The organism is Vibrio sp. LQ2 (assembly GCF_023920125.1).
In the GTDB taxonomy this organism is placed as follows: Bacteria; Pseudomonadota; Gammaproteobacteria; order Enterobacterales; family Vibrionaceae; genus Vibrio; species Vibrio fluvialis.
Genome location: NZ_CP085308.1, coordinates 4526851 through 4540572 on the forward strand (window position 1 = coordinate 4526851; position 13722 = coordinate 4540572).

Here is a 13722-nt window from a genome sequence, read left to right on the forward strand (position 1 = left end):
CTCTATATAGCCAAAAAGCCCCCGAAGTCGGGGGCTTTTTTATGACAGTTTACAGTGTAAAACTGGTTAAACTTTAAACCGTGCCACCAAGTCATACAGTTCATGCGCACGACCATTGAGTGCCTGGCTGCCTTGACGGTTTTCATTAGCCAGATCGGCAGACTGACTGCTTTGATCGGAGATCACCACAATACGTTGTGAAATTTCCTGCCCAACCAGACTTTGCTCTTCCGTGGCGGTCGCAATCAGTGAGTTCATATCCATAATCGTGCCAATCGACTGCTGAATTTGCTCCAGCGCCTTGGCGGCGGCATTGGCCTCCTGCACGGTAGAGACACTGCGATTCTGGCTGGAATCCATCGCGCGTACCGCAGCATCGGAAGCCGCTTTCAACTGCTCAATCATGGCGTGAATTTCACCAGTACTGTCTTGTGTGCGGCTGGCCAGTTTACGCACTTCATCGGCAACTACTGCAAAGCCGCGCCCTTGATCGCCTGCGCGCGCCGCTTCAATGGCAGCATTGAGTGCCAGCAGGTTGGTTTGTTCAGCAATATCCTGAATCACGGCAAGGGAGGTGGAAATGTTCTTCACATCGCTCTCCAACTTGGAAATCACGCTGCTGGCTTCGGCCACTTCTTCCGCTAGTGACTGTACGGACCGCGCAGCGGTATCAACAATCGAATGGGCTTCTTTGGCATTGTCGTCCGCCTCTTTGGCCGATTGCGCAGCCTGGCTGGCATTATTGGAAATTTCGTGCGCCGTAGTGGTCATCTCCGTCATGGCGGTGGCAACCTGTTCGGTCTCTTCGCGCTGACCGGAAGCCAAATCATCGACCTGGGTCGCGCGCTGGGTCATGGAGTTAGTTTCGTCCACCACTTGCTGGCCGACCAAGTTCACTCGTTTGATGATGTCTTGCAGGCTGGCGACAAAGGCATTGAAGTTCTCACTCAGTTGAGCAAATTCCGGCACGTTGAAACGTTCCATACGCGCTGTCAGATCGGCATCGCCGCTGGCAAACGAGCGGATTGACGCATCAAAGAGACGCAAAGGATGCAAGATGCTGCGGTTGATGAACATGGCAACAATCCCCACCAATACCACAATCACGACGCTGATCGCGGTGAGCGTCCACAAGCTGCTGGTGAGTCTTTGTTTGGCGAGCATTTCCATTTCGGCGATTTCGGCGTCGACATCATCGGTATAAAAACCGGTACCAATGATGAGATCCCACTGTGGCAGATAGACGGAGTAGCTTAATTTAGGCAGAGGCTGAGTCTCACCGGGTTTGGGGAAATAGTAAGTAGTGAAGTCACCGCTTTTGGCGTTTTTGATCAGATCCCGCACCAGATAGTTGCCTTGCGAGTCCTGTAAATCGATGAAGTTGTCTCCCAGTCCGGTTTGGCCTTTGCCCAGCAGGACTCTGGTGCCTTTGCTGTCGTAGCCAAACAGGTAGCCATTTTGGCCAAACGCAATCTCCTGCAAAATCGCGACCGCATCCTCGCGGGTCGCTTGGCGGTTTTTCAGCGGCGTCAGTGCGGATTCGGCGATCTGTAAATACGCTTTAAGCTCCGCCTTCTTCATGTCCATCATCGCTTCGCGCGTGTTGGCCATTTGAGTGTGACTGAAGTTCTGGGTCTCGGTAAAAGTGAAGTACATCATACTGATGGCGATGATCAGCAGCGGCACGATCGACAAAATATAGAGTCGATGACGTATGGTTAAATTCATAGCGTGTCCCGTCCAGTAAAGGTGATTGTCTTTTGCCTGCGCTCTGGTTTGAGGTGGCTTATTGTTGTTTTACTCAGTAATCGTAGCGCAGTTTTGTTACGGGGGAGGGGAGTTGGTTAGATTTTGTTATTTGCGTCGACATTGATCGTTATCGCAACGGCTCTGACCTGTCAGCCAGCGGGATAATGTGTAGCGATGACGAGCGAACAATAAATAGCCGTAATTGGCGAGTGGGCGGATAACAGGCCAGCGTGTCATGGCATAGATCCACGGCTTACCGACCAAAGACCAGGCCAAATGTAGCGCATCCAATCCTCGGATCAGCTCACCTTGCGAATTGTAGGCGAGCAGAATCCGCCGCGCTTCTTCTGCGTCGATCTCGGGATAGGCGTCCATGGCTTCACTGTGGATGTCGATCAGGGTGATGAAATTATGAACATCATGCTGCTTTAATGCGCACATTTCGCGAAAGCAGAGCGGACAGCGCCCATCAAAAAAAATCGTAATTTGTGACATCATTCGAGCTTATTAACTTTTTTTCTTAGCACAAAAGTATGACATTTCTTGATCCAAATCAAAGAAACTTTTCAGATATAACAGGTGTTTGAAGTGTGTAACCCCACATTAGTAAAGGTTTAAATTTACTAATGATTCCATTTATGAAAGGTAAGATTGCAATTTGATCTACTGTGATTCGGACTTAATGTCCGCATAATGCGCCGGATGTAACAAAATGTTTCCGACTGTGACATTTGTGTTTTGGCGTGAGTTGAATTGTTGGACGTATGTCGATGTTCATGACTTGCGTGCACGCGAATGTTACCTCAAGTAAACATTTGTTCAAGCTCAACACACATAAAAATACTCATAAACATCAACCGCAGATTCCAAAAAGTGCCAACTTTTGTCGGTGGAAATCTGCAAATACAGTCGAGAAAGTCAATGGAAGCCTCAAGATACAAAAACATCTTGTCGAGAGCGGGATTGTTTTTTGCAATTTTGCTCCTCTCAGGATGTCAATCTGCTTTGCTTGATCCCAAGGGCATGGTAGGGGTACGTGAAAAAGAGTTGATCATCACCGCTCTTGTTCTGATGTTGATTGTCGTCATCCCCGTGATTCTGATGACAATTTACTTCTCCTACAAATACCGTGCGAGCAACACTGACGTAGAATACACACCAGAATGGTCTCACTCGACCAAAATCGAAGTGGTGGTTTGGACGATTCCAATCATCATCATCGCGATTTTGGGTGTGATTACCTGGCGTTCTACGCATGAGCTGGAGCCATCCGTCCCACTTCAAAGTGACGTCAAACCGATGACGATTGAAGTTGTTTCACTGGACTGGAAATGGCTATTCATCTACCCAGAGCAGCAGATTGCTACCGTCAACTACGTCGCATTCCCGAAAGATGTTCCTGTGAAGTTCAAAATCACTTCTGACAACATCATGAACTCCTTCTTTATTCCGCAACTGGGCAGCCAGATCTACGCGATGCCTGGCATGGTGACTCGTCTGCACCTGATTGCGAACCACGAAGGTGAGTTCAAAGGCATGTCTGCCAGCTACAGCGGCGAAGGTTTCTCGCACATGAAGTTCGTGGCAAATGCACTGCCAGATCAACAGAGCTTCGACAGCTGGGTTAACGAAGTGAAATCACAGCCAAAAATGCTGCACGATTTCAGCGATTACCAAGCGCTTGCGAAACCAAGTGAAGACGTTCCTGTGACTTACTTCTCTCACGTCCCTCATGACTTGTTCTCGACTGTGGTTATGCAGTTTATGGGTTCTCACAGCATGGGTGGTGAAGCTGAAGAGCATGGTCATATGAACATGGCAGAACATAAAGGGTAACAAACGATGTTTGGAAGACTAACACTAGATTCCATTCCATATCATGAGCCTATCATCATGATCACTATGGCAGTGATCGCGCTTGTTGGCCTTGCTGTGGTAGTGACCATTACTCGTATGGGTAAATGGCAGTACCTGTGGAATGAATGGTTTACTTCGGTAGACCACAAAAAACTGGGCTTTATGTACATTGCTGTCGCGATGATCATGTTAATTCGTGGTTTTGCCGATGCAGTGATGATGCGTAGCCAACAATTGCTGTCGTCAGCGGGTGAAGCAGGCTACCTGCCTCAGCACCACTACGACCAAATCTTTACCGCGCACGGCGTGATCATGATTTTCTTCGTGGCAATGCCGCTGGTCATCGGTTTGATGAACATCGTGGTGCCGCTGCAAATCGGTGCTCGCGACGTGGCGTTCCCATACCTGAACAACCTGAGCTTCTGGCTGTTTGTTGTCGGTGTCATCCTGACCAACATGTCTCTGGCTGTGGGTGAGTTCGGCCGTACCGGTTGGCTTGCATACCCGCCATTGTCTGGCATTGATGCGAGTCCGGGTGTCGGGGTCGACTACTGGATATGGGCACTGCAGATATCCGGTGTTGGTACCACGCTGACAGGTGTGAACTTCTTCGCGACGATTCTGCGTATGCGTACGCCGTCTATGCCGCTGATGAAAATGCCAGTATTCACTTGGGCATCGTTCTGCGCCAACATCCTGATCATTATCTCGTTCCCGATTCTGACCGTAACCATTGCTCTGCTGACGCTTGACCGTTACCTGGGCATGCACTTCTTCACCAATGATATGGGTGGCAACATGATGATGTATGTCAACCTGATTTGGGCTTGGGGTCACCCAGAAGTGTACATCCTGGTTCTGCCAGTGTTCGGTGTGTTCTCAGAAGTCACTGCGACGTTCTCGCGTAAGAAACTGTTCGGTTACACCTCTCTGGTTTGGGCAACGATTGTTATCACCATTCTGGCGTTTGTTGTTTGGCTGCACCACTTCTTCACCATGGGTGGCGGCGCGAACGTGAACGCGTTCTTCGGTATCGCGACCATGATCATCTCTATCCCGACCGGGGTTAAGATTTTCAACTGGTTGTTCACCATGTACCGTGGTCGCATTCAGTTCACAACACCAATGATGTGGACGGTCGGCTTCCTGATTTCGTTCTCTATCGGTGGTATGACTGGCGTACTGATGGCCGTACCGGGTGCGGACTTCGTACTGCACAACTCGGTATTCCTGATCGCGCACTTCCACAACGTTATTATCGGTGGTGTGGTGTTCGGCTGTTTCGCAGCGATCACTTACTGGTTCCCGAAAGCGACCGGTTTCACTCTGAATGAAACTTGGGGTAAACGTGCGTTCTGGTGCTGGCTGACCGGTTTCATTCTGGCATTCCTACCGCTTTACGCGCTGGGCTTTATGGGTATGACTCGTCGTATCAGCCAGAACATCGACCATGAGTTCTTCCCTCTGCTGGCGGTTGCTGCCTTTGGTACGGCAATTGTTGCACTGGGCGTCCTGTGTCAGTTCATTCAGATCTACGTGAGTGTGCGTGACCGTAAACAGAACCTGGATCTGACTGGCGACCCATGGGGTGGCCGTACTCTGGAATGGGCAACGTCATCTCCTCCTCCGTTCTACAACTTCGCAGTGCTGCCGAAAGGCGACGAACTGGATGCCTTCTGGTACCAGAAAGAGCGCGGTGAACACGATCTGAACAAAGAAGTGGAATACCAGCCAATTCATATGCCTAAGAACACACCAACGGGTATCTACGTATCGGCTTGGGCACTGATCTTCGGCTTCGCGATGATTTGGTACATCTGGTGGCTGGCGGCTATCGGTTTTATCGGTATCGTCGTAACCAGTATCAAACACAGCTTCAACGAAGACCTCGACTACTACGTTCAGGTTGATGAAATCAAAGCGATTGAAGAAGCGCACCGTAAACGTGCAGCACAAGCGACCGCTAACCCAGTGTCTGGCGACCAGGGTGACGATGAAGATATGGAGGTGACCTATGCACGCTAATGTTCATGGCGCACATGATCACGATCATCACGACACCGGTGGCAACAAGCTGTTCGGTTTCTGGATCTACCTGATGAGCGACTGCGTTCTGTTTGCAAGCTTGTTTGCAACGTTCGCCGTCCTGTCTAACGCGACCGCTGGCGGTCCAACCGGCAAAGAGCTGTTTGAACTGCCATTCGTTTTCGCTGAAACCATGCTGCTGCTGTTCAGTAGTATCACGTTTGGTTTCGGTATGATTGCGATGAAACGCAAAGACATCGCTGGCCTGAAACGTTGGCTGGCGGTGACCTTCCTGTTGGGTGCTGGCTTTATCGGCATGGAACTGTACGAGTTCCATCACCTGATTGCAGAAGGCGCAGGTCCGCAGCGCAGTGCATTCTTGTCGGCGTTCTTTACGCTGGTGGGCACGCACGGTCTGCACGTAAGCTTTGGTCTGATTTGGCTGGCAGTATGCTACTGGCAACTCAACAGCAAAGGCCTGAACGAAATGATGGAAACCCGCTTTAACTGCTTAAGCTTGTTCTGGCACTTCCTGGATATCGTTTGGATCTGTGTATTCACCATCGTCTACCTACTGGGAGTAATGTAATGAGCAACCAACACGTAGATTCTGGTAAAAACGATTACATCAAGGGCTTTATTGCGTCACTGATCCTGACCATTATCCCGTTCTACTTTGTCGCGACTCAAAGCCTGCCAGAGACGGTTACTTACGCTCTGATGTTTGGCTGCGCGATCGTGCAGGTGTTTGTGCACTTTGTGTACTTCCTGCACATGGAAACCCGTACCGAAGATGGCCGTTGGAACTTTGTGTCTCTGATGTTTACTGCCATGGTGGTACTGATTCTGATTGGTGGTTCAATCTGGATCATGTGGAACCTCAACATCAACATGGCGATGTAGGCATCCATGATTAAAGGTTACATCTCTATCACCAAGCCGGGCATCATCATCGGTAACCTGATCTCAGTCGCTGCGGGATACTTCCTCGCAGCGAAATCTGAGGCGGCTGATGTGGCTTTGCTGGCATACACCTTGGCGGGTGTGGCAATGGTGATTGCGTCAGGCTGTGTGGTGAACAACATTTTCGATCGTGATATCGATTTGCGAATGGATCGCACTCGTGGCCGTTTACTGGCGCAAGGGGAAATCAATGTTGACCACGCGTTTGTCTACGCTATCGCTCTGCTGCTGGGCGGCACGGCTCTGCTTTATCGCATGGCCAACCCGCTCTCGACAGTGGTGGTGTTGTTGGGATACGTGTTTTACGTGTTCTTCTACACCATGTGGTACAAACGCACCTCTGTGTACGGCACTTTAGTCGGCAGCGTCTCTGGCGCCGTACCACCGCTGGTGGGTTACCTTGCCGTAACCAATTACATCAGCCTGGAAGCGGTACTGCTGTTTGCATTGTTCTGCCTGTGGCAGATGCCGCACTCCTACGCGATTGCGATGTTCCGTATGCAAGATTACAAGACCGCTGGCATTCCTGTATTGCCGGTTGTATCTGGCATTGAAAAAGCACGCAAACACATGATGGCGTATGTGGTGGCATTCAACCTGGTGGCTTTGGCTTTGTTCCTTCTCGGGGAGTGTGGCTACGAGTACCTGGTGATTGCTTCTGCCGTGTGCTTCATGTGGACCAAAGTGACTTTCAAACCGGTGACCGAAGACAACTATGTTGAATGGTCAAAAACGGTGTTTAAAGTGTCACTGCTGGTAGTGATGGGCATCAGTTCTGTTCTTGGCTTGGAACTGATTCCTCTGACTATCTAGCTTCCAACCCGTCACAAGCTCAAAGGCGCCCTCTATGGGCGCCTTTTCTTTTCCGCCATAGCGGAATATTTTGTTGGTGAGAAAACCGTTACGCGTTGACGCATTGTGCTATACTCCGTGCCCGATCTACAAAGAGGGTTTTTCCATGAGTCTAAAAAACGACATTCAACAAATGCATAACCGTCTCGATACCTGCCGTCACAAGTTGGATGCTGCTAAGACTCGCGGCGATGACGCGATGATCAGCAAGTTCACCGATGAGGTGGAAGAGCTGTCGAAGAAGCTGAACGGCCTAAAAGGCAAAAACGATTACGAGACGAATAAAGAGCGTAAGAAACTGGCGGATATGCCATTCTCGCGCGAAATCACCAAAGCCGAGCAGGCGGATCTGGGTAAGCTGAAAAAATCAGTCAAAGGTCTGGTTGTGGTGCACCCGATGACCAAAGTCGGTAAAGCGCTGCGTTTGGAAGTGATGACCGGGTTTGCGCCAAAGCCGTTCTAAGGCGACACCGCAAGAATAAAAAGAGCCAGCGATAGCTGGCTCTTTGCGTTTCTGGCTTTCGATTAGTAACCCATCAATTGCAGCAGATTCTCTGCGGTGCGAATCGCCTCTTTACGGTTGGCGATGTTGAGCTTCTGATACAGGTTACGAATGTGGGTTTTGATGGTGGTTCCTGCCACATCCAGCTCCTGCGCAATCTGCTCATTACTAAAGCCGGAATAGATCAGCCCCAGCACCTGCCATTCGCGCTGCGTCAGCGGGCTGGTGCGCACTAACTCCGGAATGTTCGGGTGGTTGATGAGCTTCTCGACAAACTCTTCGTCGAAATGCACTGAGCGGCTGCGCTGGGTGGTCGAAATCTCTTTCATCAGTTGCTGCGCGCGATGACGTTCTAAATCGCCGAGTTCAACCCGATGTACCAGTTTTTCCAGCAAGTGGCCAATCTTGTAGCCATCAATCAGGAAGTTGCCAATCATGCCGGTCTGGTTGGTCAGACGCAGCGCTTCTTTGATTTTCTCGCGTGCCAGTTCCTCCTGACCGCCAGAAGTCGCGAGGTTCGCTTCTACAATCAGGTTGCGGTTCATATCGGTGATGAGCTGATACTGCTGCGCCTGTTCTTGCATGAAAGTGAGTGTTTGCTCCGCATCTTCGTAGCGTTCCAGATTGATCTGCACGCGAGCGATGTTGCGCCACTGCAATTGCGAGAAGTGGTTGCAGGCGCGCTCCGGTCTGGAAGCGGTCTCCAGCCAGGTTTGCATTGCATCCAGATCGCCACGTGCCTGCCAGTAGAGGATCAGCGACAGTGAGGCGTTCGCGGTCCAGTCGACGTGGTAGTTGGATTGTTTCATCAGATGCTGAATCTGTTCGATAAAGCGGCCGGCTTTATCCAGCTCGCCACGACCAATCGCAATGCGTGCCAGCATCGAGTAACTGTGCAGGTGCTGACTTGGTGAGTGATTGCCGAGCACATCCAGCCCTTTATAGGCGCACTCTTCGGCTTCATCCAGACGATTCCAGCACCACAGAATTTGCGCGCGGATACGCAGCAGGAATTCGTGCAGCGGCACTTGGTGCAGATGCTGCTCTTCGACCAGCTTGAACGCATTGTCCTGCACCTCGAATGCGGCCTGCACGTAGCCTTGTGCGATCAGAATTTCGCTTTGTTGTAGCAGCGCCCACAGTGCCTGATGGTAAACCTGATACTGGCGCGCCAGCTTTTCGGTCTGCTGCATCATCGACAGCGCGCGGCTCAGTTGCCCCAGTACGTGATTGACTTCGCCCACCACCGAGGTTGCCACGATGCGGCTGCGGTAAATGGTGTTATCAAGCTGACTCAGGGCCAGTTCGGCTAGCTCCAGTGCTTTTTCCGGTGCGTTCTGGTTGATGGCAACCTGCGCACGTAGCGCGTTGAATTCGCCCTGTTCTTTGCTGCTTGGCTCAACGTTGAGCGCTTTCATCTCTTTGTCGGCGCGGATAAGCATATCGCCGACATCATCGTAACGGTGCTGACTCTGCGCCAGCCAGGCTTGCAGCAGGCACAGTTTCGGCTCGCTGTAGAGCTGCGTTGGCGTGAGCAGGTTGATTGCCGCTTCGAGCACTTCCAATTCGCCCTGGTTGAACATCTTCCAGCCGTGCTGAGTCAGAATACTGGCCAGTAAGTCTGTGTCCTGAGCGAGGTGTGCATGACGCAGTGCCTGATGCGGCGTATTGGCTTCCAGCCACGCGCGGGCTGCGGCGCGGTGAAGCTCTTGTTCTTGCTGCGGAATGCGCGCCATACGCTGGTGGGCAAGAAACTCAGCAAACAGGTTGTGGAAGCGATACCAGTTCTGCTCGCCTTCCAGTGGGTAAATAAACAGGCCATATCGGTTGAGCGATTCAATCATGCTCAGCGCGTCATCGCGCTTGGTGAGCGCCGATACCAAAGCGTCATTGAAATGATCCAGCACGGAGCACTGCATCAGGAAGTAGCGGGTTTCCTGATCGAGCAGGTCAAATACCTCTTCCACCAGATAGTCCCACAAATGCGCGTGGTTAAAGTGCGATACCGATTCTGCCGTCTGCGCCAGAGTGCGTTTCTGATGCTGCGCCTGCAGAGCGATCAATTGCAGGGCTGACGGCCAGCCTTCAACATAATTACGCAGGCTGACGGCTGTGATGTCATCAATGCCATCGGCGACGCGTTGGTTAAAGAAGCGGGTGGTTTCTTCGGTATCAAAGGCCAGCAGTTCGTTGCCGATTTCGATCATCAGATCGCGCACACGCAGGTTGGCGGTACCCAGTGGTGGCGTCATGCGGCTGGTCACGACCAGTGTCAGGTTGTCGGGCATGTGCTTGAGGAAAAAGCGCATCGCTTCGTGGATCTCTTCATCCGAAATCAGATGGTAGTCATCCAGCACGACAAAGCATTCCTGATGAAAATCCGACATTTCGGCAAATACTTCACTAAAGAGGGAGTGCAGAGAAGAGAACTGGCGACGCTCCGCCAGTTTTTGCGCGTTCGGGCAGCTTTGCGATGTGGCTTTGTTGATCGCTTGCAGCAGGTAGTTCATGAAGCGGAACGTGTCGTTGTCGCTTTCATCGATGCTGTACCAACCGACATTCGGTTTGTCCGCCAGCCACTGCGCCGCCATGGTGGTTTTGCCATAGCCAGCGGGCGAGCGGAACAGAACGAGTTTATAGCAGGGAGCCTGCTGCAACAGTTCTAATACCCGCGGCCTGACGATGGCGTTATGCAGCCGTCCGGGGCGAGTTAATTTAGAGGGTATCCACATCGTCGTACTTCCCGTTTCTGTCTCTTTGTAATAGGTAGTGAGGGCTAGCTCACGGTTTAATGATGAAGATGTTACTTGATGTCTTTCCCTACGTTTATTGATCGCCCACGAGATTTTTGCAGGTTTCACACTTCTCACTAAACTACGCCCTATTATTGTGAAGTTAATCACTAAAATGGTGCGTAGATAGCGGTGTATGACTACCACCCTCTACGAAAATTAGTGAAATCTGCGTAACGAGAACGAATAGTTTGTGATCGCGGCTGCACATTGAGCAAATGATTTCAGGCGGAGAAACCTGCGTTTAATAAATCTCCACTAGGGTTATGGAGATGGTTGCCGTGATCCCTGTCACTCATAATTTCGCGACTTGCCCAATCAATGGGAGATAGATCACTCCAACTCAGGTGCTACCCCTTCTACGCCCTGACTCCTCCTCCTAAATTCCGCCGGAAACAGGAGGATGTTTTGATTGCGTAGCAGATGCACGATATGTCTCAGATGGATTAGAACCGAAAAGTGAGATTTCTCAATGAAACCTACTCAACAAAAAAGTTTTGATAAAGCTTTGTTCCAAGAAAACGTAAAACGCCACCTGACTGCTACCTACGCGACGACGATTGAGCACGCATCCAGCCGCTCTTGGTATTTGGCAATGGGTCGTGCCCTGGCCGAATTAACCACGTTTGATCTGCTGCAAACCGAGCAGGACGAGCGCATTGTTAACGCGAAAAGCCTGAACTACTTGTCACTGGAATTTCTGATCGGCCGCCTGACAGGTAACAACCTGATCAGCATGGGGCTGTACGAAGAGATTTCAGCAGCGATGACCGAACTGGGTCAAAGCCTGACCGATCTGCTCGAAGAAGAGCGCGACCCGTCATTGGGTAACGGCGGTCTGGGCCGACTGGCGGCGTGTTTTATGGACTCTTGTGCTGCGCAGGAATACCCGACAGTGGGTTATGGTCTGCACTATGAGTACGGCCTGTTTAAACAATCTTTTGAACAAGGCCATCAGAAAGAAGCACCGGATGCCTGGTGCGGTGTTGAAGGTTACCCTTGGGAAGTGGCACGCCCTGAACTGAAACAGGAAATCGGTTTCTACGGTCATGTGGAAGTGTATCAGGACAACGGTAAAGAGAAGCGCCGCTGGGTACCGGGGATGCTGGTTCAGGCGATGCCGTGGGATCTGCCGATTGTCGGTTACCAGAGCGAGACGGTCTACCCGTTGCGCCTGTGGGAATGCCGCGCGATCGCACCGTTCTCATTGGAAAGCTTCAACAACGGCAACTACTTTGAAGCGCAGCACTCACTGATTGACGCGGGCAACATCACTAAGGTGCTGTACCCGAACGACAACCACGAGAAAGGCAAAACACTGCGTCTGATGCAGCAGTACTTCCACAGTGCTGCGTCGATTCGCGACATTCTGCGTCGCCATGAAGCGGCTGGTTTTGCGTTGGCTGATCTGTCAAAACAAGAAACCATTCAGCTCAACGATACGCACCCAACCATCGCGATTCCTGAGCTGATGCGCATCCTGATTGATGAGCGCGACCTGTCGTGGGAAGCGGCGTGGGCGATTTGTTCAAAAACCTTCGCTTACACCAACCACACGTTGCTGCCAGAAGCATTGGAAACCTGGAGCGAGTCTCTGATCCAGCGCCTGCTGCCTCGTCATATGGAAATCATTTACGAAATCAACCACCGCTTCCTGCAGGAAGTGCGCGCGAAATGGCCGGGTGATGTGGCGAAACAGCAAAAGCTGTCGATCATCGAAGAAGGCTTCCACCGCATGGTACGCATGGCGAACCTGTGTGTGATCGGCTCTTACGCGGTGAACGGCGTAGCGGCGCTGCACTCTGAACTGGTGAAGCGTGACCTGTTCCCTGAATTCAACGAGCTTTACCCAGGCCGTCTGCAAAACGTGACCAACGGTATTACGCCACGTCGCTGGCTGAAGTTCTGTAACCCGGGTTTGTCTGCGCTGATCACGGAGAAAATTGGTGATCAGTGGCCTGCGGATCTGGATCAGCTAGAAGCGATTTCTCAGTTTGCTGATGATAAAGCGTTCCAGAAACAGTTCATGGCCGTGAAGAAAGAGAACAAAGAGCGTCTGGCGCACTGGGTGAAAGAGAACATGGGCATCGATCTTGATACCAATGCGATCTTTGACGTGCAAATCAAACGTCTGCACGAGTACAAGCGTCAGCACCTCAACATGCTGCACATTCTGTCTCTTTACCACCGTCTGCTGAACGATCCAAGCTTTGACATGCATCCTCGCGTGGTGTTCTTCGCAGCGAAAGCAGCACCGGGTTACCACCTGGCGAAAGAGATCATCTACGCCATCAACAAGATTGCCGAGAAAGTGAACAACGATCCGCGCATCAACAACAAGTTGAAAGTGGTGTTTGTGCCGGATTACCGCGTCAGCATGGCTGAAATCATCATTCCGGCAGCGGATGTGTCTGAGCAAATCTCTACCGCAGGTAAAGAAGCATCGGGTACCGGCAACATGAAGATGGCGCTGAACGGTGCATTGACCATCGGTACCATGGATGGCGCGAACGTAGAAATTCGTGAAGAAGTGGGCGATGACAACATCTACATCTTCGGTCTGGAAGTGGATGGCGTGGAATCACTCAAAGCCAACGGTTACAACCCGTACGACTTCTACCACGCGGATCCGCTGCTGAAAGCATCGTTGGATCTGCTGTTGGGCGACGAGTTCACGCCGGGCGCGCCGGGCAAACTGCGTGCAACGTACGACAGCTTGCTCGATGGCGGCGACCCGTATCTGGTGCTGGCAGATTTTGCCTCTTATGTGGCGGCGCACGAAGCCATCGATCAGCAATACCGCGACCAGGCGGGGTGGGCGAAGAAAGCCATTCTCAATACTGCGCTGGTGGGCAAATTCAGCTCAGACCGCAGTATTCGGGATTACGTCAACAACATCTGGAAACTGGAAGCGGTCAAACGCTAAACCAAATAACAGCCAAGGCAACTGCCTTGGCTGTGTCACAACCATATTTATTACAA

10 protein-coding genes are annotated in these 13722 nt (G+C 51.4%); 7 read left to right on the forward strand and 3 right to left on the reverse strand.

Translation table 11 applies throughout. The features are described from left to right. Positions 1-66 precede the first annotated feature (66 nt). On the reverse strand, positions 67-1728 hold the full coding sequence (locus LGV68_RS21155) for a methyl-accepting chemotaxis protein (RefSeq protein WP_252536001.1): 1662 nt from the start codon (positions 1726-1728) through the stop codon (positions 67-69). Positions 1729-1854: 126 nt separating this feature from the next. After that, positions 1855-2244 carry a DUF393 domain-containing protein gene (locus tag LGV68_RS21160; RefSeq protein WP_100268879.1) on the reverse strand — a complete coding sequence of 130 codons (390 nt, stop codon included), beginning with the start codon at positions 2242-2244 and terminating at the stop codon, positions 1855-1857. A 426-nt stretch (positions 2245-2670) separates the two neighbouring features. On the opposite strand from LGV68_RS21160, the gene cyoA reads away from it, so the two are divergent. The 6 genes from cyoA (at position 2671) to LGV68_RS21190 (ending at position 7909) form a co-directional block, all read left to right on the forward strand. Further along, a complete protein-coding gene (gene cyoA, locus LGV68_RS21165) occupies positions 2671-3585 on the forward strand; it encodes a ubiquinol oxidase subunit II (protein WP_024373918.1) in 915 nt (304 codons plus the stop codon). A 6-nt stretch (positions 3586-3591) separates the two neighbouring features. Continuing rightward, entirely contained in the window at positions 3592-5631 is a 2040-nt protein-coding gene (gene cyoB, locus LGV68_RS21170) for a cytochrome o ubiquinol oxidase subunit I (RefSeq protein WP_024373919.1), read from the forward strand. Beyond that, on the forward strand, positions 5621-6220 hold the full coding sequence (gene cyoC / locus LGV68_RS21175) for a cytochrome o ubiquinol oxidase subunit III (protein WP_024373920.1): 600 nt from the start codon (positions 5621-5623) through the stop codon (positions 6218-6220). Before cyoB ends, cyoC begins: the two co-directional genes overlap by 11 nt. Next, positions 6220-6534: a cytochrome o ubiquinol oxidase subunit IV gene (cyoD, locus tag LGV68_RS21180; protein ID WP_032080704.1), complete on the forward strand. Its 315-nt coding sequence runs from the start codon at positions 6220-6222 to the stop codon at positions 6532-6534. Before cyoC ends, cyoD begins: the two co-directional genes overlap by 1 nt. Before the next feature lie 6 nt (positions 6535-6540). Continuing rightward, positions 6541-7407 carry a heme o synthase gene (gene cyoE / locus LGV68_RS21185; RefSeq protein ID WP_024373922.1) on the forward strand — a complete coding sequence of 289 codons (867 nt, stop codon included), beginning with the start codon at positions 6541-6543 and terminating at the stop codon, positions 7405-7407. Between the two features lie 145 nt (positions 7408-7552). After that, a complete protein-coding gene (locus LGV68_RS21190; protein WP_004727368.1) occupies positions 7553-7909 on the forward strand; it encodes a YibL family ribosome-associated protein in 357 nt (118 codons plus the stop codon). Between the two features lie 62 nt (positions 7910-7971). On the opposite strand, the gene malT is transcribed toward LGV68_RS21190, so the two are convergent. Beyond that, positions 7972-10680 (reverse strand): HTH-type transcriptional regulator MalT, encoded by a 2709-nt coding sequence (gene malT / locus LGV68_RS21195; RefSeq protein WP_024373923.1) that lies wholly within the window; start codon positions 10678-10680, stop codon positions 7972-7974. A gap of 532 nt (positions 10681-11212) precedes the next feature. Between malT and LGV68_RS21200 the strand changes: the two genes are divergently transcribed. Then, on the forward strand, positions 11213-13666 hold the full coding sequence (locus LGV68_RS21200; protein WP_252536002.1) for a glycogen/starch/alpha-glucan phosphorylase: 2454 nt from the start codon (positions 11213-11215) through the stop codon (positions 13664-13666). Positions 13667-13722 lie beyond the last annotated feature (56 nt).

Coding starts and splice junctions, on each gene's coding strand:
- LGV68_RS21155 (WP_252536001.1), bottom strand. CDS start 1,728: ATGAATTTAACCATACGTCATCGACTCTATATTTTGTCGATCGTGCCG.
- LGV68_RS21160 (WP_100268879.1), bottom strand. CDS start 2,244: ATGTCACAAATTACGATTTTTTTTGATGGGCGCTGTCCGCTCTGCTTT.
- cyoA (WP_024373918.1), top strand. CDS start 2,671: ATGGAAGCCTCAAGATACAAAAACATCTTGTCGAGAGCGGGATTGTTT.
- cyoB (WP_024373919.1), top strand. CDS start 3,592: ATGTTTGGAAGACTAACACTAGATTCCATTCCATATCATGAGCCTATC.
- cyoC (WP_024373920.1), top strand. CDS start 5,621: ATGCACGCTAATGTTCATGGCGCACATGATCACGATCATCACGACACC.
- cyoD (WP_032080704.1), top strand. CDS start 6,220: ATGAGCAACCAACACGTAGATTCTGGTAAAAACGATTACATCAAGGGC.
- cyoE (WP_024373922.1), top strand. CDS start 6,541: ATGATTAAAGGTTACATCTCTATCACCAAGCCGGGCATCATCATCGGT.
- LGV68_RS21190 (WP_004727368.1), top strand. CDS start 7,553: ATGAGTCTAAAAAACGACATTCAACAAATGCATAACCGTCTCGATACC.
- malT (WP_024373923.1), bottom strand. CDS start 10,680: ATGTGGATACCCTCTAAATTAACTCGCCCCGGACGGCTGCATAACGCC.
- LGV68_RS21200 (WP_252536002.1), top strand. CDS start 11,213: ATGAAACCTACTCAACAAAAAAGTTTTGATAAAGCTTTGTTCCAAGAA.